The sequence below is a fragment of the Paenibacillus piscarius genome, assembly GCF_022234545.1.
Taxonomy (GTDB): domain Bacteria; phylum Bacillota; class Bacilli; order Paenibacillales; family Paenibacillaceae; genus Paenibacillus_AQ; species Paenibacillus_AQ piscarius.
Genome location: NZ_JAIEUI010000032.1, coordinates 44,558 through 61,978 on the forward strand (window position 1 = coordinate 44,558; position 17,421 = coordinate 61,978).

The 17,421-nt window shown below is 53.0% G+C and carries 19 protein-coding genes and 1 riboswitch; of the genes, 2 read left to right on the forward strand and 17 right to left on the reverse strand.

The window, feature by feature from the left end; translation table 11 throughout:
* Nucleotides 1-198: 198 nt before the first annotated feature.
* The 6 genes from yabG to K1558_RS30755 form a co-directional block, all read right to left on the reverse strand.
* Nucleotides 199-1,107 carry a sporulation peptidase YabG gene (gene yabG, locus K1558_RS30730; protein ID WP_238655769.1) on the reverse strand — a complete coding sequence of 303 codons (909 nt, stop codon included), beginning with the start codon at nt 1,105-1,107 and terminating at the stop codon, nt 199-201.
* A 64-nt stretch (nt 1,108-1,171) separates the two neighbouring features.
* Entirely contained in the window at nt 1,172-2,056 is an 885-nt protein-coding gene (gene rsmA / locus K1558_RS30735; RefSeq protein WP_238655770.1) for a 16S rRNA (adenine(1518)-N(6)/adenine(1519)-N(6))-dimethyltransferase RsmA, read from the reverse strand.
* The gene (gene rnmV, locus K1558_RS30740; protein WP_238655771.1) at nt 2,053-2,604 is read right to left on the reverse strand and encodes a ribonuclease M5; all 552 of its coding nucleotides are present in this window, start codon (nt 2,602-2,604) and stop codon (nt 2,053-2,055) included. Before rnmV ends, rsmA begins: the two co-directional genes overlap by 4 nt.
* Before the next feature lie 157 nt (nt 2,605-2,761).
* Nucleotides 2,762-3,922, reverse strand: coding sequence for a 3D domain-containing protein (locus K1558_RS30745; protein WP_238655772.1), 1,161 nt, complete (start codon nt 3,920-3,922; stop codon nt 2,762-2,764).
* 280 nt (nt 3,923-4,202) lie between these two features.
* A riboswitch (cyclic di-AMP (ydaO/yuaA leader) is annotated at nt 4,203-4,431 on the reverse strand.
* 198 nt (nt 4,432-4,629) lie between these two features.
* On the reverse strand, nt 4,630-5,400 hold the full coding sequence (locus K1558_RS30750; RefSeq protein ID WP_238655773.1) for a TatD family hydrolase: 771 nt from the start codon (nt 5,398-5,400) through the stop codon (nt 4,630-4,632).
* A 54-nt stretch (nt 5,401-5,454) separates the two neighbouring features.
* Nucleotides 5,455-6,738 (reverse strand): HD domain-containing protein, encoded by a 1,284-nt coding sequence (locus K1558_RS30755; protein WP_238655774.1) that lies wholly within the window; start codon nt 6,736-6,738, stop codon nt 5,455-5,457.
* A gap of 275 nt (nt 6,739-7,013) precedes the next feature.
* Here K1558_RS30755 and K1558_RS30760 point away from each other — a divergent pair, with 275 nt between their 5' ends.
* Entirely contained in the window at nt 7,014-7,268 is a 255-nt protein-coding gene (locus K1558_RS30760; RefSeq protein WP_042123095.1) for an AbrB/MazE/SpoVT family DNA-binding domain-containing protein, read from the forward strand.
* 558 nt (nt 7,269-7,826) lie between these two features.
* On the opposite strand, the gene rsmI is transcribed toward K1558_RS30760, so the two are convergent.
* From rsmI to K1558_RS30810, 10 genes are all read right to left on the reverse strand, one after another.
* The gene (gene rsmI, locus K1558_RS30765; protein ID WP_238655775.1) at nt 7,827-8,732 is read right to left on the reverse strand and encodes a 16S rRNA (cytidine(1402)-2'-O)-methyltransferase; all 906 of its coding nucleotides are present in this window, start codon (nt 8,730-8,732) and stop codon (nt 7,827-7,829) included.
* Nucleotides 8,729-9,505: a tRNA1(Val) (adenine(37)-N6)-methyltransferase gene (locus tag K1558_RS30770; RefSeq protein WP_238655776.1), complete on the reverse strand. Its 777-nt coding sequence runs from the start codon at nt 9,503-9,505 to the stop codon at nt 8,729-8,731. The genes rsmI and K1558_RS30770 overlap by 4 nt, the downstream gene beginning before the upstream one ends.
* Before the next feature lie 101 nt (nt 9,506-9,606).
* Entirely contained in the window at nt 9,607-9,969 is a 363-nt protein-coding gene (gene yabA / locus K1558_RS30775) for a DNA replication initiation control protein YabA (protein WP_238655777.1), read from the reverse strand.
* A gap of 31 nt (nt 9,970-10,000) precedes the next feature.
* Entirely contained in the window at nt 10,001-10,801 is an 801-nt protein-coding gene (locus K1558_RS30780; RefSeq protein ID WP_238655778.1) for a PSP1 domain-containing protein, read from the reverse strand.
* A gap of 142 nt (nt 10,802-10,943) precedes the next feature.
* Nucleotides 10,944-11,918: a DNA polymerase III subunit delta' gene (gene holB, locus K1558_RS30785; protein ID WP_238655779.1), complete on the reverse strand. Its 975-nt coding sequence runs from the start codon at nt 11,916-11,918 to the stop codon at nt 10,944-10,946.
* Between the two features lie 17 nt (nt 11,919-11,935).
* A complete protein-coding gene (locus K1558_RS30790; RefSeq protein WP_238655780.1) occupies nt 11,936-12,379 on the reverse strand; it encodes a YaaR family protein in 444 nt (147 codons plus the stop codon).
* A 38-nt stretch (nt 12,380-12,417) separates the two neighbouring features.
* Entirely contained in the window at nt 12,418-12,747 is a 330-nt protein-coding gene (locus tag K1558_RS30795; protein WP_238655781.1) for a cyclic-di-AMP receptor, read from the reverse strand.
* 108 nt (nt 12,748-12,855) lie between these two features.
* The gene (gene tmk / locus K1558_RS30800) at nt 12,856-13,497 is read right to left on the reverse strand and encodes a dTMP kinase (protein ID WP_238655782.1); all 642 of its coding nucleotides are present in this window, start codon (nt 13,495-13,497) and stop codon (nt 12,856-12,858) included.
* On the reverse strand, nt 13,498-15,105 hold the full coding sequence (locus K1558_RS30805) for an aminotransferase class I/II-fold pyridoxal phosphate-dependent enzyme (protein ID WP_238655783.1): 1,608 nt from the start codon (nt 15,103-15,105) through the stop codon (nt 13,498-13,500).
* Between the two features lie 250 nt (nt 15,106-15,355).
* Nucleotides 15,356-15,547, reverse strand: a complete 192-nt coding sequence (locus tag K1558_RS30810; RefSeq protein WP_238655784.1) for a sigma factor G inhibitor Gin — start codon at nt 15,545-15,547, stop codon at nt 15,356-15,358.
* Between the two features lie 211 nt (nt 15,548-15,758).
* On the opposite strand from K1558_RS30810, the gene K1558_RS30815 reads away from it, so the two are divergent.
* Nucleotides 15,759-16,283, forward strand: a complete 525-nt coding sequence (locus K1558_RS30815) for a hypothetical protein (protein ID WP_238655785.1) — start codon at nt 15,759-15,761, stop codon at nt 16,281-16,283.
* Between the two features lie 80 nt (nt 16,284-16,363).
* On the opposite strand, the gene K1558_RS30820 is transcribed toward K1558_RS30815, so the two are convergent.
* Nucleotides 16,364-16,783, reverse strand: coding sequence for a hypothetical protein (locus K1558_RS30820; protein WP_238655786.1), 420 nt, complete (start codon nt 16,781-16,783; stop codon nt 16,364-16,366).
* Between the last annotated feature and the right edge of the window lie 638 nt (nt 16,784-17,421).

Below are 17,421 nucleotides of genomic sequence, written 5' to 3' on the forward strand. Positions count from 1 at the left end.
ATTAAATAAATAATTATAGTGGATGATAAATTCATTGTCAACGGAATTTTTTTAGACATTGATGATCCCGGCATAAACACCTTGTTAGCAGTATTCTTGCCACGGCACTCTACTCTCTTATTCAGAATAGCTGTCTTCAAAAAAGAACATGAAAAAGGATATGCACTTAGGCATATCCCGGTCCGCCTTCAGGCGTTGTTACATTATGGATGGTGCCACCTTCAGTGTGGCCAGGTTATTCAGCTTCGGCATCCCGATGCGGAAGCTGCCGCGGGTCTCAATTCCGCCCATTCCCTGGTTCCCGCTGATCGTATGGTTGAGAACATCGCCCAGATTCACCGTATCACGGATAGAGGTGAACGAGGCTTTGGCGGCCACATAGACGGGATCAAGGGCATGAATGAGGATGCGGCCCGGTGAACTGGCGAAGTTCGCGCCGTTTCCAAGCAGCGCCTCGAAATGGGACTGGCAGGCTCCGGCCACAATCGTCAGCGCATCGAAATTACGTTCATACTCGCGGGCCACCCGGATAGCGGCCACGAAATTCTGTGAATTCTTATAGCTGCTCAGGCTGTAGAGATCATAATTCTGCTGCTGCTTCAGCACTCCATCATGGCCGGTAATGACGACGATATCCGGACGTACCCGCGGCAGCAGACGGAACAGCGTCTCCGCCATTTTGGATTCATGGACATGATGGCCTTCCGCCGGAATTCGCAGCTGCTCGTATAGGCTCAGGCTCTTCTTGAGATACAGTGCATCCCCGTCCAGATGCAGCACCTTGCCCGGTACTTCAAAGTATGCGGGTTCCTTCGGAGACGGAGACCATGAACCGGTGGCCCCGGCTACACTCTCCCCGCTGCGCTGGCTCTGCTCCAGCCGGTCTTTGCGCAGCCAGCTGAGCGATTCATTCGCTTTGATCTGCGCCTGCTGCCCCCGCTCGCTGACCCGCGTCGGCGGCACCTGCACCAGATCCTCCAGCGGTGAATCCGCCAGCAGACGGAACTCCGTTCCTTTGATGACTGCCCGATTCTGCAATATATTGTCTACCCGGAAGGTCACATCGCCGCCATAGGATTTACGGATGACCAAGTCTCCTATATTCATTACAACACCACCTCTACCCCATGGTATGGGCAAAGGCCCCGGTTGGTTCATCCTCCGGGGGGATTTATGATATTCCGGCAGCCAGCAGCACCGCACTAAGGCGGGCATACTCCTCAATGCTCAGCGTCTCGCCGCGGCGGGACGGTTCAATGCCGGCTTCAGCCAGGAGGGCCTCCAGCCGCTCCCGCCCCTCTCCGGGGAAGAAGCGGGCTTTGAGATTGTTCGCAATCGTCTTGCGCCGCTGGGTGAAGGCAGCCTGGACGACGCCGAAGAAATGCTGCTCATCCGCTACCTCAACCGGAGGACGTTCTCTGACCTTCAGACGGATTACCGCCGATTCGACGTTCGGCTGGGGTATGAAGACCGTGCGGGGCACAATGCAGACCAGCTCAGGCTCGCTGTAGTACTGCACGGCAATGCTGAGGCTTCCGTACTCCTTGCCGCCCGGCGCGGCCGCCATGCGCTCGGCAACCTCCTTCTGGATCATGACCACGATATGCTCCAGCGGAAGCTTCTCTTCCAGCAGCTTCATCAGAATCGGGGTTGTCACATAATACGGCAGATTCGCCACAACGCTGACCCGGTCCCTGCCGGCGAAATCCTCCGCGAACAGCTCCTGCAGATTCACCTGCAGCACATCGTCGTTACGGATCTTCACATGGGGGTAAGGAGACAATACATCCCTCAGGATCGGAATCAGCCTGCGGTCGATCTCCACCGCTGTCACGGCTCCGGCTGTCATCGCCAGTTTTTCGGTCAGAGCGCCGATCCCCGGTCCGATCTCAAGTGCACCCGCTGCCTTATCCAGGCCGGCTGCATCCACAATTTTCTCCAGAATATTCTGATCGATCAGGAAGTTCTGGCCGAGGCTTTTTTTGAACGAGAAGCCGTAGCGCGCAATGATCGCTTTGGTTCGGGTCGGAGATGAAATATGGTCAATGCCACTCATAAAGTGATGCCTCCCTCGTCAATTTGGGCGAGTGCCCGCGCGAATTCCTCGCGCGAGATGCTGAACATCGCCAGACGTTTGTACAGCTGCTTGCCGTTGCAATATCCGATGCCCAGCAGATTGCCAAGCTGCATTCTCCGCTCGGCCGCACGGGGATGCACCATCAGCCCGGCAGCCATAAGCTCGTCCATTCCGATCACGGCCGGAGCGCCCTCAAAGGAAGTATGGACATGCTCCAGCGCATGACGGATCGCTTCAGGCGAAGCGTTCTCCACGCCGATATCCCCCTTGCGGGTCGCATCCTTCTCCGGGATGAAGGCGTGCTTGCAGCCCGGCACCTTGGAGGAGACGATTTTGCGGATACGCTCTCCGGCATGGTCAGGGTCGGTCAGAATGATGACGCCCCTGCGCTCCATAGCCAGCGCAATCTTGGCAATGACCTTCCGGTCTACGGCGGAGCCGCCGGTTTCAATGGTATCGGCCTCGACTGCACGCTTAACGGCCACGGTGTCGCTTTTGCCTTCCACAACAATTAATTCCTTGATCATCGATAGGTTGACTCCTTACTTCAGAACGCAAAAAGAAGAGGATTCGCTCCCCTTCTTTTTGGCTAAAGAATGTATAAGTGATGAGCGGCAGCTCTCAAGTTTCGATAGTGCTTCCCTCACTATATCCTATAAACCGCTAATTTGCAAAAGTCCCGCGCTAATCCAGCTCCGGCTTCACTGGTCCGATGACATAGAGGGTCCGTGACTTCCGGCCGAAATTACGCGCATGGCTCAGTGAATCGTAATAGACATCCACCTTGTTGCCTTTGATGGCACCGCCGGTATCCTCTGCTCGGCGAAACCCTAATCCTTCAATGTACACCCACCAGCCAATCGGTATTACATTCGGATCAACCGCAATCGTACGTCCTTCGGTCACGCGTGTGCCGGACGCAGTACGTGTGCCGATACCCGGCTCCTGTGAGGAATATGCCGTCATCGATACATTTTTGATCATACGCTTATATTCAAAATTTACGCCAGCCTTGCTGGTTACATTGTTCGCCTTAGCGCTAACTTTGGATGTTTTGGAGGCTACTGTAGATTTGGAAGTTTTGGCAGCAACGACTACAGGCTTCGGAAGAGGTTTGGTTCCCACCGCAATCACTTTATCTTTGGTGACTGTGTGTACCTCCTTGCCGATCATGCGCATGGATGCCAGCTCGCCATCATGATAGATCTTCTCGATGTGCTGGATCATAACGCCCGGCTTGCCTGCCTGTGCCACTCGAACGGTTCCCTTGGTTAATGAGGGGTCTGCTGTCTTAATTACCCGGAAAGGCAAATTCGTAGTCCGTTGGACGACTTGCTTGTTAACCCGGACAATCTTGACTTTCATGTCGGCAGATACTGCGGTGTCTATCGAAGGGTAAATCTTGTCTAAGCCTTCCAGGCTGTAGCCCAGTTTGCCGATTGCCTGACCAATGGTATCCTCGGTCGTGAACAATACTTTTGTCTTGCCGTCCACCGTAAGGATGAACCTCTGCGCGGTGTTAATTACGACTCGGTCGCCGTCCTTTATCTCATCACTAAGGGCAAATGATACTTTATCATGCGCCTGGAGCGAAATCTGTTCTTTGGCCAGCACATCACTGAGCAGCGCCTCGCGCGTCTCCAGAGTCTGTACCTGTCCGTCTATCACTAGTGTGATTTCCTTCTTGCTCTGACTGTGTACGTACAGCAGAATGAACAGTGCGATCACAATAGATGTCACGCCGGCAAGCAATAATACACGGGGATTAAACTGCTTCCAACGTAATGCGAAAGACCTGCTGGATGATTGCGAATCATGGGATACCTCAGGTTGGAATACGCCCACTCTCTCCATCCTCCTTACATAGCCCCGTCGTCTAAGTATATCAAGGTGACTGAATCACTTCTGACGAAACTAGGTTTGAGATTACAACAGGATACGCCCGCATTGCTTCAGCGTCTCCTGCTCATGGATCGCCTCTCGGCATGGTGACCCCATAGCTCTGTTATACAACAGTATGCCTGGAGTCTCCGCATTATTCAAAACAAAAAAAGCCTAGAAAGAGTTCATAGAGGACTCTTTCGTGGCTTCTCCGGTGTCGAATACAGGCGGCTCTGCACGAGGTTTCCTCTCTTACTTACGCTTACGGGGTTAGCTGTCGGGTTCGGGCATAAGAGAGATGCCCTATCTCAGGTCACCCGCTCACGGCGGTTGCCCTTAAATTCACCCCAAAGACCACGTGAAGAAATCAAATAATTGTCTGCGGCAATTCTGTGCTGTGCTAGGTACGTTCATGCGGCAGATTAATTATCGGTTCCCCCGTTCTCCATACGGAGATTAAGCGAGACGATCCATGAATAAGTGGCTGTCACTGTAACAACAGCTCACTGCACTGAAAAGATGATATCCTGTTTTGATGCATGTTGTAAAGGACGATTCAACCACGTTTACGTAAAAAAATCATTAAAATATTGTAATATTCAGCTGTTTTTCGATCAAAAAAGTTTAATATATCGGCTATACTTCATTTTTGACCGCTTTTACTCGCTTTTTCAGACAATCCCAAATCGTTCCAGTGCGTTCGCATACGTAATTTCAGCCAATTCCTGTAATTCCAAGCCTTTTATTTCCGCAGCTGCCTCGGCTACCAATCTCACATGAGCGGACTCATTTCGCTTACCCCGGAACGGGTGCGGTGTCAGGTATGGCGAGTCCGTTTCGATCAGAAGCCGGTCCAGCGGAGTCTGGGCAAGCACCTCTTTGGGCACCCTGGCGTTCTTGAATGTAATCGGTCCCCCGAAGGACAGATGGAAGCCCAGATCCAGACACATCTTGGCAGTCTCCCAGCTCCCGGAGAAGGAATGCATCACGCCTCCCACCTCATTCGCTTTTTCCTCGCGTAGTATGCGGACAACATCCTCATGAGCATCGCGGTTGTGAATACTGATTGGCATGTTCAGCTCACGCGCCAGGCCGATCTGCTTGCGGAATACGTCATGCTGCACGTCCTTCGGGGAGGTATCCCAGTAGTAATCCAGCCCGATCTCACCGATGGCAACGACCTTGGGATGGGCGCACAGGGAAGCGATCCATTCCAGGTCCCCGTCCTTCATACTGACCGCATCCTGGGGATGCCAGCCCACCGCTGCATAAATATAATCATATTGCTCTGCGAGCTGCATCGTGGTCGGAATCGTCTCCCGGTTGAAGCCAATGTTGATCATTTTGCTGACTCCGGAGGCCAGCGCCCGGGCGATTACCTCTTCGCGGTCTTCGTCGAATTGCGGCGCATCCAGGTGGGTATGTGTGTCGAATAACTGCATTTTATGAACATCCTTTCTGCCCGAGTTTCTATAGTATAGATTAAGTTTAAGCGTTTACCTGGCGAAGATTTCTGATATCGTTGCCGGCAGCTGCGGAAGGGCTTTCTGTACTTTATCCTGGGGAAAATACAGGTGATATCTGCCGCGGTGTATCCCGCTGATCGAGCGGACAATATCCGAGACCTCGGAGATCTCCCGCAGCCGCTCCTGCCAGTCCAGCAGCAGAATCTGTTTGCTGTCGAATCCGTCGCCCGGACGGAACACATCATAAGGAAGATCCGTGGGATAATCAATCTCCAGATCATAATCGGCGCGCAGTCCGGCTGCTGCGAAGCTGCGGCGGATCTCCTCAATCGTCCCCGAATCGAGATGCTCCATCTCTACATATTTATACAGCCTGCGGTGAATAAACCGGCTGCACAGATCGCTCAGCACCGGGTCCTCCTCCAGCGTCCACTGCATGAAGGCCGTCTGCATCAGCGCCTCATCGAGCAACAGGTACTGGGCCACCGACACCTCTCCGCTGAACAGGTCGCTTAAGGGCTCAATCATGAACCGGAAGGCATGTCCCTCCAGCACCAGCTCCTTGGCCCTGCGGAGGATCTGCCGGAGAATAATCTCCGAGCTGCGGGTTACCGGGTGAAAGTACACCTGCCAGTACATCTGATAACGGGACATCAGATAATCCTCAATGGCATGCATTCCTGATTCTTTGACCACCACCCGGCCGTCATACGGACGCAGCATCCGCAGAATCCGGTCGATGTCAATCGTCCCGTAGTTCACCCCTGTATAATACGCGTCCCGCAGCAGATAATCCATCCGGTCTGCATCGAGCGGCCCCGACACCAAATTGACAACAATTTCATGTTCATAGGTTTTGGCGATAACAGAAGCCACCTTCGCCGGAAAATCATCGGCCACATCGCGCAGGATGGCGGTAATTTCAGTATCCTCCAGAATAATCCGGCGGGTCCAGTCCTCATGATCCATCTCAAAAGCTTCTTCTATAGAATGGGAGAACGGGCCATGTCCCAGATCGTGCAGCAGCGCGGCACACAGCGTAAGCAGTCTCTCCTCAGGCATCCAGTCTTTATAGCCGCTCCGTTCAAACTGGGAGATGATTCTGCGGGTAATCTCATATACGCCCAGGGAATGGGAGAACCGGCTGTGCTCTGCGCCATGGAAGGTCAGATAAGAGGTACCAAGCTGCCTTATGCGCCGCAGGCGCTGGAACTCCGGGGTATTAATCAGTCTCCAGATAATTGTGTCCTGCACGTGAATATAGTTGTGAACCGGGTCCTTAAATACCTTCTCTTCAGACAAAGGCTGCCTCATGAGCTCAACTCCTTTTCTTGTTTTATAAGACATAGTGTCATATAATGTCGAAAGTTGACGATTATTGTACTGACAAATCGACAAAAACCCTCAACTGCATTTTTTATTGAAATTCCCTATTCCGCAGCGGAATAAATGTTCCCGCAAAAGATTCCGTAAAATTAACCTCAAAAAAGGTTGACTGTTTTGGGAATGGTTGGTATTATAAATATCATAAAACAGTGAAGAATGTCGAATAATGACGCTTTTGAAAATTGAGAGGAGCAACGATTGTAATGATGAAATCAACAGGAATTGTACGTAAGGTAGACGAGCTTGGACGGGTCGTTATTCCGATTGAATTGCGTCGCACCCTTGGCATTGGAGAAAAAGATGCGCTCGAAATTTACGTGGACGGTGAGCGGATCATGCTTAAGAAATACGAGCCGGCTTGCATCTTCTGCGGCAATGCTGAGAATGTAACTTACTTCAAAGGTAAAATTGTTTGCCATGAATGTATTTCTACTATCCCTACCCCTGTGACAAACTAAGATAAATAGGGTATAATAGGAACTAATCCAATTGTTAATTCTAACCTTTTTATATCTCCTTGGCCTCCTGCTTGTGCGGGAGGTATTTTTTTTGCCCTGGTTCCCCCCTGGTTCCCCTCCCAAACCCTCCCCACGGGGAGGGCCCCAAAGGGCACCTGCCCTCTGGACACCTGGAAGCTCGGCGGACCCCTGCAGCTGGCGCGGAAGGAAGCAAGGTTTGGCGCTAGACCGGCCCTTCTCGGACTCCCTAACGGTACGTCCTCAGGGCCTTACTCGCGAGGGGGGCGCCAGAGGCCTGTTGCCTCTCTGGCGGCTACGCGTTATGGCGGCTTCGCCGGCCATGATAAGACCCTTATGGCGGCTTCGCCGACCATGACAGGAGTTATAGTGGCAAAGGATTAATTTTATATAGTTGGAACATCACACCATGGAGGATTTGGATAAGAGTGCTTCTTTTAGTTATTTAATCCCATCCGCCTGTTACCTATTATATAAATAAATTTCAACAATTTACAACCAGTTATATCCTTTAAGTATTTCTTTTTCCAAAGTACTACTCTATTCCCGCTCAAGCAGGGCGTTATAGATATCCCTCTTAGACAAGCCGCGGTCGGACGCCGCTTTTTTCATAGCCTCTTTACGTGTTACCCCTGAAGCTTCGTAGTGGGCGACATGCGCCTCCACCTCAAGCTCCCTCCACCAGGAGGATTCGGCCAGCTCTGCTTCTTCCTTGCTCTCTCCTTCTAGGACAATGACATATTCTCCGAGAGGGGGATGATCCTCCAGCCAGCTCAGGCACTCCTCAAGGGTTCCGCGCAGGAACTCTTCATAACGCTTCGTCAGCTCACGGGCCAGCGTGACCCGGCGGTTGCCGAAGGCCTCCAGCAGATGAGCCAGCGTCTTGGCCACGCGGTGCGGTGACTCATAGAACAGTAAAGTACCCTGGGCTGAACGCAGAGATGCCAGAACGGTACGGATGTCCTTGCGCTCACGGGGCAGGAAGCCTACGAAGGTGAAGCTGGCGGTAGGCAGGCCGGAGGCAATCAGAGCCGATAATGCGGCGTTCGCTCCAGGCACCGGAATGACCGGAATCCCGTGGCTGACCGCCAGCACGACGAGATCGGCGCCAGGGTCGGAAATCGCCGGAAGGCCGGCGTCGCTGACCAATGCCAGATTTTTACCTTCTATTATATAGCGTATCAGCTCAGGCCCGCTGGCTGCCTTATTATGCTCATGGTAACTGAACAGCAGAGACGGCGTAATCTCGAAATGGCTCAGTAGCTTGCGTGTCTGTCTGGTGTCCTCTGCAGCAATGATGTCACATTCCTTCAACATGCGGACAGCCCGGTACGTCATATCCTCCAGATTACCGATTGGCGTAGCGACCAGATACAGCTTGCCGCAACCGTCCGGCCCCGCTCCCTCCTTATTATTCTGAAAGCTGCTTTGGCATTGTATATTCATTGGCGGATATCCTCTTTATTCCCGTAATAGATGTCCAGAATCTCCGGACAGTATTGATTGTCCTCATTATATACGATTAGCGGAGGTTGTAAACGCACCTCAGGCTTCCCGTCCCGCGCGGCCTCGATCAGCACCATATTGGCCTCAAGATGGGCGCGGGGGTGCACGAAGCGGATCAGCTTCGGCTCCAGCCGGTGCTTGCGCATCAGGCTGATAATATCTGCCAGCCGCTGCGGCTTATGCACCATACTGACTTTGCCTCCGGTGCGGACCAGCCGTACACAGGCCTGAATGACCTCCTCCAGCGTACAGCCGATTTCATGGCGGGCCATCGCCTGATGGGTATTCAGCTTCAAATCGCTTCCGTTCAGCGGCATATACGGGGGATTCACCGTAATCGCATCATATACGCCATATCCTGCTGTGCTATGCAACTCCCGCAGATCGCCCTCATGAATCTGGATTCTCTCCTCCAGCCCGTTAAGCGCCACACTGCGCCGGGCCATATCGGCCAGCCGGGGCTGAATTTCAATCGCTTCAATGGCAGCCTTCGTCCGCGTCGTCAGCAGCATAGGAATCACCCCGTTGCCTGTACAAAGATCAAGCACTCTGCCGCGAGGCGGGACACTGGCGAACCGGGCCAGCAGCACAGCATCCATAGAGAAGCTGAACACTTCATCGCTCTGGATGATTCTCAGATTGTGGGTCAGCAGATCATCAATCCGTTCTGCATCATATATGGGCACGGATGTATTATGAAATGATTGGGTCATGGTACTCTCCTCAACGTATGGTGATGCGTATGCCTTCGGTGGCATAGCCTGCTCTACATTCAAAAAAACCGTAGGCGACAATCTCCTACGGCTGGATATCCTCATTTATTAAGAAAAGAAAGGCAGAACAGACAGTCGCCTTCCGTCCGCAGATGTCCAAAGTAGACATTGCAGATATGGAAGCCTTCGTGATACAACCGGGCCAGGTTATCATAACCCTCCCCGACCACCTCTTCTTTCCCTTCCGCCGCAAGAATTGCCTCGGCCTCAGCAGAAAGGGCGGCTTTATCCAAAGGTGCTTCCCTTTTTAATATAATACGCAGCTGTTCATTCTCCAGACTAAGCTTCTGATTAGCTTCCATCAGCTCTTTGACCGTCTGTTTCCAATCGCCGAGCGTGGTGCGCATCTCATCAATCTGCGCTTCCATCTCCTGCATGTGTGCAAATATATTCTTGTTCTCCAAGTCTCCACCCCGAAAGTAACCTTATAATGGTTTACTTGACGACCACATCATCCATTGGAAGTTCTTTAACTTTGCCCACTTCAAACAACTGAACATGAACGGTGCGGCTTCCGGCGTTAATTCCGACAACCTTGCCGTCACCGAGTGAGGTTATCACCATTTTGCCTACTGCCGGCATTTCTTCCTTCGTGCTCTCATAGTTATCATGCTCAAATTTCAGGCAACACATGAGCCGTCCGCATAATCCGGAGATCTTGGTCGGGTTCAGCGAGAGATTCTGATCCTTCGCCATCTTGATCGACACCGGTTCAAAGTCGCCCAGCCAGGAGGAGCAGCAGAGCACCCGCCCGCACGGTCCAAGTCCGCCCAGCATCTTAGCTTCATCACGCACACCAATCTGCCGGAGCTCAATGCGGGTGCGGAATATGCTTGCCAGGTCTTTGACCAGCTCACGGAAATCGACGCGGCCCTCGGCCGTGAAATAGAAAATAATCTTGTTGCGGTCAAACGTAAATTCCACATCCACGAGCTTCATTTTGAGGCCATGATCGCGGATTTTATTTAAACAGGTGGTAAATGCATCCTTGGCGGCACCTTTGTTCTCTTCCACCACGCGCGCGTCGGTTTCACCGGCAATACGCATGACCTTCTTGAGCGGCAGCACCACATCAGCTTCCTGCACCTCTTTTTTGCCAACGACAACCTTACCGTATTCGACCCCTCTTGCAGTCTCGACAATCACGCATTGATCGCGTTCAATCGGGAAATCAAGCGGATCAAAGTAATATATTTTACCCGCTTTTTTGAAGCGGACACCTACTACGCTGTACAAAAATTAACCCCCTTGTTTGACGGTAAAGGAACCCTTAAGCAAGACTGCTTCCCTGATGATCCATGCTTGTCCTTCCTCGTCCGTTAAACCCGATCTTTCCAGGGTGCTGAGGATTTATCAACTTTAACCCGGTTCCTCACCTCTAGCCTTCCAGCCGGATTAAGAACTGCTCCAGACAGAGCTGGGCATTGGCATTGGAACGAAGCTTCCGCTTGCTCTCCGCTGCATATTCCATATAAGCCACCCATTGTTCTGTACTCCGCTGACGGGCAGCCTTGGAAATAAAGTCTAACTGATCTATGAAAACGATACTTTCGTGCTTTCGGTACAGGAAGTAGAGCATATCTTTGAACCATAAGTGGAACATGCTGAAAAGAATATCCAAATGTTCACCGAGTCCGGTCTTGAACAGCTTAGACCCTGCGGTGGCTACCGCGGAGCTGCTTTTGCCCAGAGACTCCTTCGCTAATTGTAACACTAGATTTCTCATTTCTGCAAACCAATTCTGTGCCAAAAGTTCCCTGCATCCGTCGATTCCTGCGCTTAGGGATACCGCACACCGGGCCAGCGGCACCGGGACTCCTTCGCCTGACAGCGCCTGGAGCATCCTGTCCGGATGAAGCGGGCTGAACGGGATACGCTGGGTTCTGGACTGAATGGTGGGAAGCAGCGCACTGCTGTTATCCGAAATCAGAATTCCAACGGCCGGAGCAGGCGGCTCCTCCAGAAATTTGAGCAGACTGTTGGCAGCTTGTACCGTCATCAGGTCTGCGCCTTCTATAATATAAACCTTCGGGTGAATTCCCTCCGAGCGGTAGGAGAACACACGCTGAAGTTCACGAATCTGGTCAATCTTGAGGCTTGCCCCCTCAGGGCGAAGCAGCGTCAGGTCCGGATGGTTCCCATGCTCCACCTTGCGGCATTCCAGGCATTCTCCGCAGGCATCATCCTTGCTCGCTGTGCAAAAAATCGCCTTGGCGAACGTAAGCGCCATCTTGACCTGTCCGCTGCCTGCGGGGCCGGTGAACAGATAGGCATGGCTTACCGCATCCTTGCGCAAAGCATTCTGAAGCAGACGCTTGGCATCCTCCTGGCCTAATATTTCATCAAAAGACATATGCTCCTCCAAGTCTGTCAGAAAGAAAAATTAATCAGCAGTCCGCGGATCTCTCCGACCCTGCCCAGGAGATCAATCCGGCCCTGCTCACTGTCCAGCAGATCATCAGCCAGGTTCAGCAGTGCGGCATCAATCTCCTCCAGCAGCTTATAGCGCTTGCCGCGCCCCCGGCGGTCCCAGCCCTTCGTCTCCTTCAGGATGACACCGCGGCGGGCCGTTTCCTCCAGGAACCGCTTGATCATGTTCCGGTAGATCGCCAGTTCGCGGACGGTCATCGATTTGGATAACCGGTCGCCCTGCTGCTGGATATCCTTAATCTGGCGGTTTAACTCATCTATGGTCTTCTGCTGGCCATGCTGCTGAAAGACGTCGTTGAAGTTTTTGTGTTCGACGGGCCGCCTTTCAGCGTCAGTAGCCGGTAATTCACTTTTGAGGGGCCTGTAGCCCGGGTTAATCTTCAAGGATATCTACCGCCCTTATGCTCTGTAGCCCCTTAGGCTCAGTAATGCTCGAACCGTTCAACAGGAAGTACGAATACGGTGGCTCCGCCTACCTGCACTTCCACAGGAAGCGGCAAATAGGAATCGGTTGTACCGCTCATCGGTGTAACAGGAGTGACCAATTGCTCGCGCACTTTGCAGCTGTTGCGGATAACGGTGAGAACGGCTTCCACCTGAATATCATCTACCCCGATCAGAAAGGTAGTGTTGCCCGCGCGGAGAAATCCGCCTGTACTGGCCAGCTTCGTGGCACGGAAATTCGCCTTTACCAGTTCACTGGATAGCCGGTTGCTGTCTTTGTCCTGGATAATTGCAATGATCAAATTCATCTCGTATCCCCTCCTGCATATTGTGGAATCACAGAGCTGCCAGCAGCGGGTGCGCTGCAGGTCTGTGTCTAATCATTATACCTCTACCGTTATATTAGACAAAACCTTTCAAAAATCCTTCAAAATCCTGTCCTTCAATACCTGAACCAGCTCCTGCTCCACCATATGAACCGGCCGGTTGGCATCAAGCACAACAATCCGCTGTTTCTCTGCGGCAATGACCTGTTCATAGCCCGCCTTCACCTTACGGTGGAATTCAAGACTCTCCAGATCCAGGCGGTTCACTTCCCGGCTCTGATTGGCGTTAATCCGCGACAGGCCTACTTCCGGGTCAACATCGAGATAGAAGGTAAGGTCCGGCATTCTCCCTCCTGTGGCAAAGCGGTTAATCTCCCGCACCGCTTCAATGCCAAGCCCCCGGGCCACGCCCTGATAGACCAGACTGCTGTCGACAAAACGGTCACAGAGCACCGTAATTCCCTGCTCCAGTGCCGGCTCAACCACCTCGGCCAGATGCTGGCTTCTGGCCGCTGCATATAACAGGGCCTCCGTCCGCGCATCCATTGCCGTATGGGCCGGGTCCAGGATGATGGAGCGGATTTTCTCGGCAATTTCGATTCCGCCCGGCTCGCGGGTAATGATATAGGGCATGGAATGGTTCTGCAGATACGCTGCTACTCTGCCGAGTATCGTTGTTTTGCCGGAGCCGTCCCCTCCCTCCAGAGTAATAAAGAACCCTTCTCGCTTCACTTATCCTTCTCCGCCCTTCTGAATGTGGTATACCTTAATCTGCTGCAAGGCCGGATCAGCACAGCCCTGGAACTTGGCCCCGCCTCCGCGCAGGGCAATGAGCCTGTCAAGGATAGGCGCAGTAACGGGCTCACCGGGGTACAGCAGCGGGATGCCTGGCGGATAGGGAATCACCATCTCTGCCGCCATCCTGCCAGCGCTTGCTTCAAGCGCTATAGTCTCTGTCTCTCCTGCGGCAACCGGCTTCGTTGAGAACGCAACGGGGTCCGAAATCTGCGGAACACTGAAATTGTTCCACGTGGAATGTTGGGCGGCGGAGGATGAGGCTCCTCCTCTGCTGTTAGTATATGATGTTTCCTGGGCTGCGTTCCCAGGATGACCCTGACTCTGCGCTGCAACATCCCATAGCGCCTCCAGCAGCACCGCTGCCTCTTCCGCCTTCGAGCCGAGGCTGAAGGCCAGCACCACGTGCCGGTCGTCACTCATCTCCGGCACGATCCCCCTCGCTTCGAGCAGCCGCTGCAGCTCGAAGCCCCCCAGGACCCCCGCGGCATCATAGATGACCGCCTTGAAGGGGTCCTGGGCCGTGTACGCCGCCGGGCGCAGCGGCGGCGCCACGTTCCCGGCGGCGGCGTTGCCAGCGCCGCCTGGGGGTTGCTGCTGCGCCGGCGGCTGCAGCAGCTGGAAGCGCGGCAGCGCCGCCAGGCCGCGCCGCAGGATGTCCACGGCGGCGAGCCCCGCCGTGAAGGCAGCGGCGCCTTGGCAGTGCAGCAGGCGCCGGGCCAGATCGAGCGAAGCCATCACGGGGTAGGATGGGCTGGAGCTCTGCACCATGGCCAGCCGCTGGCGCAAGAGCGCGCGGTCGAGCCATGGGCCCTGCACGTGCAGCATGGCGCCCATTGTCAGCGCCGTCAGCATCTTATGCGTGGACTGCACCACGCCGTCCGCGCCGCAGGCCAGCGCCCCGGGCGGAAGCGCCGGGTGCTGCCCGTAATGCGCCCCGTGTGCCTCATCCACCAGCAGCGGTACACCGCTGGTGTGGCAGGCCTGCGCGAGGGGCGCAAGGTCACTGCCCATGCCGTAGTAATTCGGCATGGTGACCAGTACGCCGGCAGCCTCCGGGTAGGCGGCTAATGCAGCCTGCACCGTCTCTGGCGACGGGGCGACAGCAAGGCCGCTGCCCGGGTCTATCTGCGGCTCCAGGAATACAGCGCGTGCGCCGGCCAGCATCAGTCCATGGATGACGGACTTGTGGACATTGCGCTGCACCACCAGCAGCATCCCCGGCTCGGGGCAGACCGTCAGGATCAGCGCCAGATTGCCCGCTGTACTGCCGCCAACCAGCAGAAAGCTCTCTTCCGCGCCATAACAGTCCGCTGCCAGCTCCTGCGCCTCCCGGATCACCCCTTCCGGGCGATGAAGATCATCCGTCCCGGTAATTTCCGTAACATCATAGCGCATCACTTCCGCCAGGAACCCGGCATCCTCCGGATTCAGATAAGCCCCGCCATTCTTATGGCCAGGCACATGATAAGAGATATTACCCTTCTGTCTATATTGTTGCAGCATTTCATATACTGGTGCCCTTCCGGGCTGTAGCTTGTCCATTAGTTTGTCCTTCCCTTGGAGTTCCCTTCTATTTTAACGCAAATATACCCCCGCGCCTATTGTTCTGCAGGTGAAACTGCAATAAACTCGCCGCCATAGCATGCTATAATAATAAAAAGGCTTCCCTCACCCGGTCAGGGCAGAGAAGCCGCTAAGAGAATTCTTCGGTTTGCAGGTTTGCAGGAAACAAAGGCACGGATTCACCACCCGCTTTTTATAGGTATTCCTCTGAAAGACACAGCTGCTTGAGTTAAGCATGCTTCTGGAGATTAATCTTCTTCATCCGCCCAATGAAAAACCGGTACTTGGCGTCCTCCGCCTCAGTATGCACCATCTCACTCTCACAATCCTCACAGATGAAATGTGAGACAATCACAATGCCTTCTTCCTTCTCCTGGCCGCAGATGATGCAGGCCGTCTCCGTTTGCTGTTGCTGTTCCATAATCATCCCACCTTGACTCTTTTAAGAACAGTATGCTACACCTTCTATCATTTTAAACCTTTTCATAGTTTTTTCCTAACCCTTCATAGCCTGAAATATATATATTCGGCAGCTCCCCAATCGGTGATTCCGGCCCCGGCAGTTTAACAAAACGCACGAACAGACCGATATTAATAACAAGATCACTTCTGAGGAGGTCCGGATTCCCTGTATGGAACCCAATAGCAAAGGTGCGGCAACATTCTATCAATACAAGCTAATCAGAAAAATTAATATTACCGCGCCCTTAGTGCGGACTTATATGGCCCTCCCCCTCGTCTGCCTGGTCCTTGAGAGCATCTTCCTGTCCTGGTTCAGCATCCTGTACATGATTATAGCGGCACCGGTCATGCTGTGGATTCAGTATGTTATCTCGCGTTCGGTGCTGCTGATTACCGGACACCCGATCGCCAAGCGCTGGAGGTGGTCCCTGCGGCTGCCCTGGCCGGGATATATGCCTGACCAGTATATTAATTATGGAATCTTCCGCACTGTACAGCTGCATAACCTTTGGATCGGCCTATGTATCGCCGCATTATTCATCGTCTGGGCGCCGCCTGCTTTCACTGCATCCCTGGCGGTATGCCACCTGTGGCTGCTTCTGCCTCGGCTCTATACCCTGGTGCGCCTGAAGCGTACCGCCCGAGACGGAATGCTCAAATTCAATGCGGCCGATGCCTCTTACTACACCCAGTAATCCTCATCAGCTATACATAGCCTATGAATTCAGCGGATTCATACAAAAAATCGCCATCCGCAATACCGGACGGCGATTTTTTATCGGCTCTTCAAGCCCTTCGTGGTGACCTTCTTTTCCTTCGGGATCATTACAATGAAGTAGCCGTCATGAACTGTCAGGTGTACAATGTTCCCTTCCTTCTTGAACACCCGGGAGCTTCCGGAATCATCATCATTAGACTCCTGCTCCTCCCATCCCCACTCATTAATAGTCTCCAGATACGGTTCCGGTATACCCTTCTTCTCCTTCAATCCGGGCAAAGAGTACCGCACATAATCCATGGCAACATTCGTCGTCGTCCGGTCGGGAGAACTGGCCTCCTTCGGGACGGGGAATTCCTTCTCATTGAGCGCACCGTTAAAAGTCTCCCAGGCAGGCTCTTTCGTTCCACAACCAGCCAGCATGACTCCGACTATACAAAGAATAACGAATATCCATATAGGTTGGGTTCGCTTCATACCTTAAATCCTCCTTACCTCTACCATGCATCTTAAGACGCAAGAAAATTCCAGGTCAGAATTTCAATGTAGTTCATTCGTATTAAGGCATCTGCTTAATATTTGCACTTTTCCATTATACTTTGAACCATCGCCTCGTCGGTAACAAAAATGTCACTCGTTTGTAAGCGTTTTTATAATTTTTGGTTTCGCAGTCCTATCCCTTTATTTCTATGTGCCTAGGACTCAAGTATACTATTGTCGAATCATTAGCCTGACCGTGTTCTCTTCTATCAGACCCATCGATAGGTCCTACTTCATGGAATTTTTGGTTAAATTAATTGGATTAACGTATCTTATTTCGCTGGTTTCTGCGCATTCGGCTGAAGCAATTGGATTAACAGCATCTATTGGAACACGTTACGGTTACTTTGGCTGAAATCGAAAGAATGAAGTGTTGTTTATCCAACTGCTGTCCGGGAATCGCCCACTTCTTCCCCAGCAAGTGTACAGAATCCAACTATTTCCTCTGTGTCCTTCATTTCCGCTTATCCGGTACGTTCAGCCATTACCCATTACACTGCCCATTCACACAAAAAGACCACTGCTGAGTGATCAACAGTGGTCTTGTGTGCTTGGCGGCGTCCTACTCTCCCAGG

Coding starts and splice junctions, on each gene's coding strand:
- yabG (WP_238655769.1), bottom strand. CDS start 1,107: ATGAATATAGGAGACTTGGTCATCCGTAAATCCTATGGCGGCGATGTG.
- rsmA (WP_238655770.1), bottom strand. CDS start 2,056: ATGAGTGGCATTGACCATATTTCATCTCCGACCCGAACCAAAGCGATC.
- rnmV (WP_238655771.1), bottom strand. CDS start 2,604: ATGATCAAGGAATTAATTGTTGTGGAAGGCAAAAGCGACACCGTGGCC.
- K1558_RS30750 (WP_238655773.1), bottom strand. CDS start 5,400: ATGCAGTTATTCGACACACATACCCACCTGGATGCGCCGCAATTCGAC.
- K1558_RS30755 (WP_238655774.1), bottom strand. CDS start 6,738: ATGAGGCAGCCTTTGTCTGAAGAGAAGGTATTTAAGGACCCGGTTCAC.
- K1558_RS30760 (WP_042123095.1), top strand. CDS start 7,014: ATGATGAAATCAACAGGAATTGTACGTAAGGTAGACGAGCTTGGACGG.
- rsmI (WP_238655775.1), bottom strand. CDS start 8,732: ATGAATATACAATGCCAAAGCAGCTTTCAGAATAATAAGGAGGGAGCG.
- K1558_RS30770 (WP_238655776.1), bottom strand. CDS start 9,505: ATGACCCAATCATTTCATAATACATCCGTGCCCATATATGATGCAGAA.
- holB (WP_238655779.1), bottom strand. CDS start 11,918: ATGTCTTTTGATGAAATATTAGGCCAGGAGGATGCCAAGCGTCTGCTT.
- K1558_RS30795 (WP_238655781.1), bottom strand. CDS start 12,747: ATGAATTTGATCATTGCAATTATCCAGGACAAAGACAGCAACCGGCTA.
- K1558_RS30805 (WP_238655783.1), bottom strand. CDS start 15,105: ATGGACAAGCTACAGCCCGGAAGGGCACCAGTATATGAAATGCTGCAA.
- K1558_RS30810 (WP_238655784.1), bottom strand. CDS start 15,547: ATGGAACAGCAACAGCAAACGGAGACGGCCTGCATCATCTGCGGCCAG.
- K1558_RS30815 (WP_238655785.1), top strand. CDS start 15,759: ATGGAACCCAATAGCAAAGGTGCGGCAACATTCTATCAATACAAGCTA.
- K1558_RS30820 (WP_238655786.1), bottom strand. CDS start 16,783: ATGAAGCGAACCCAACCTATATGGATATTCGTTATTCTTTGTATAGTC.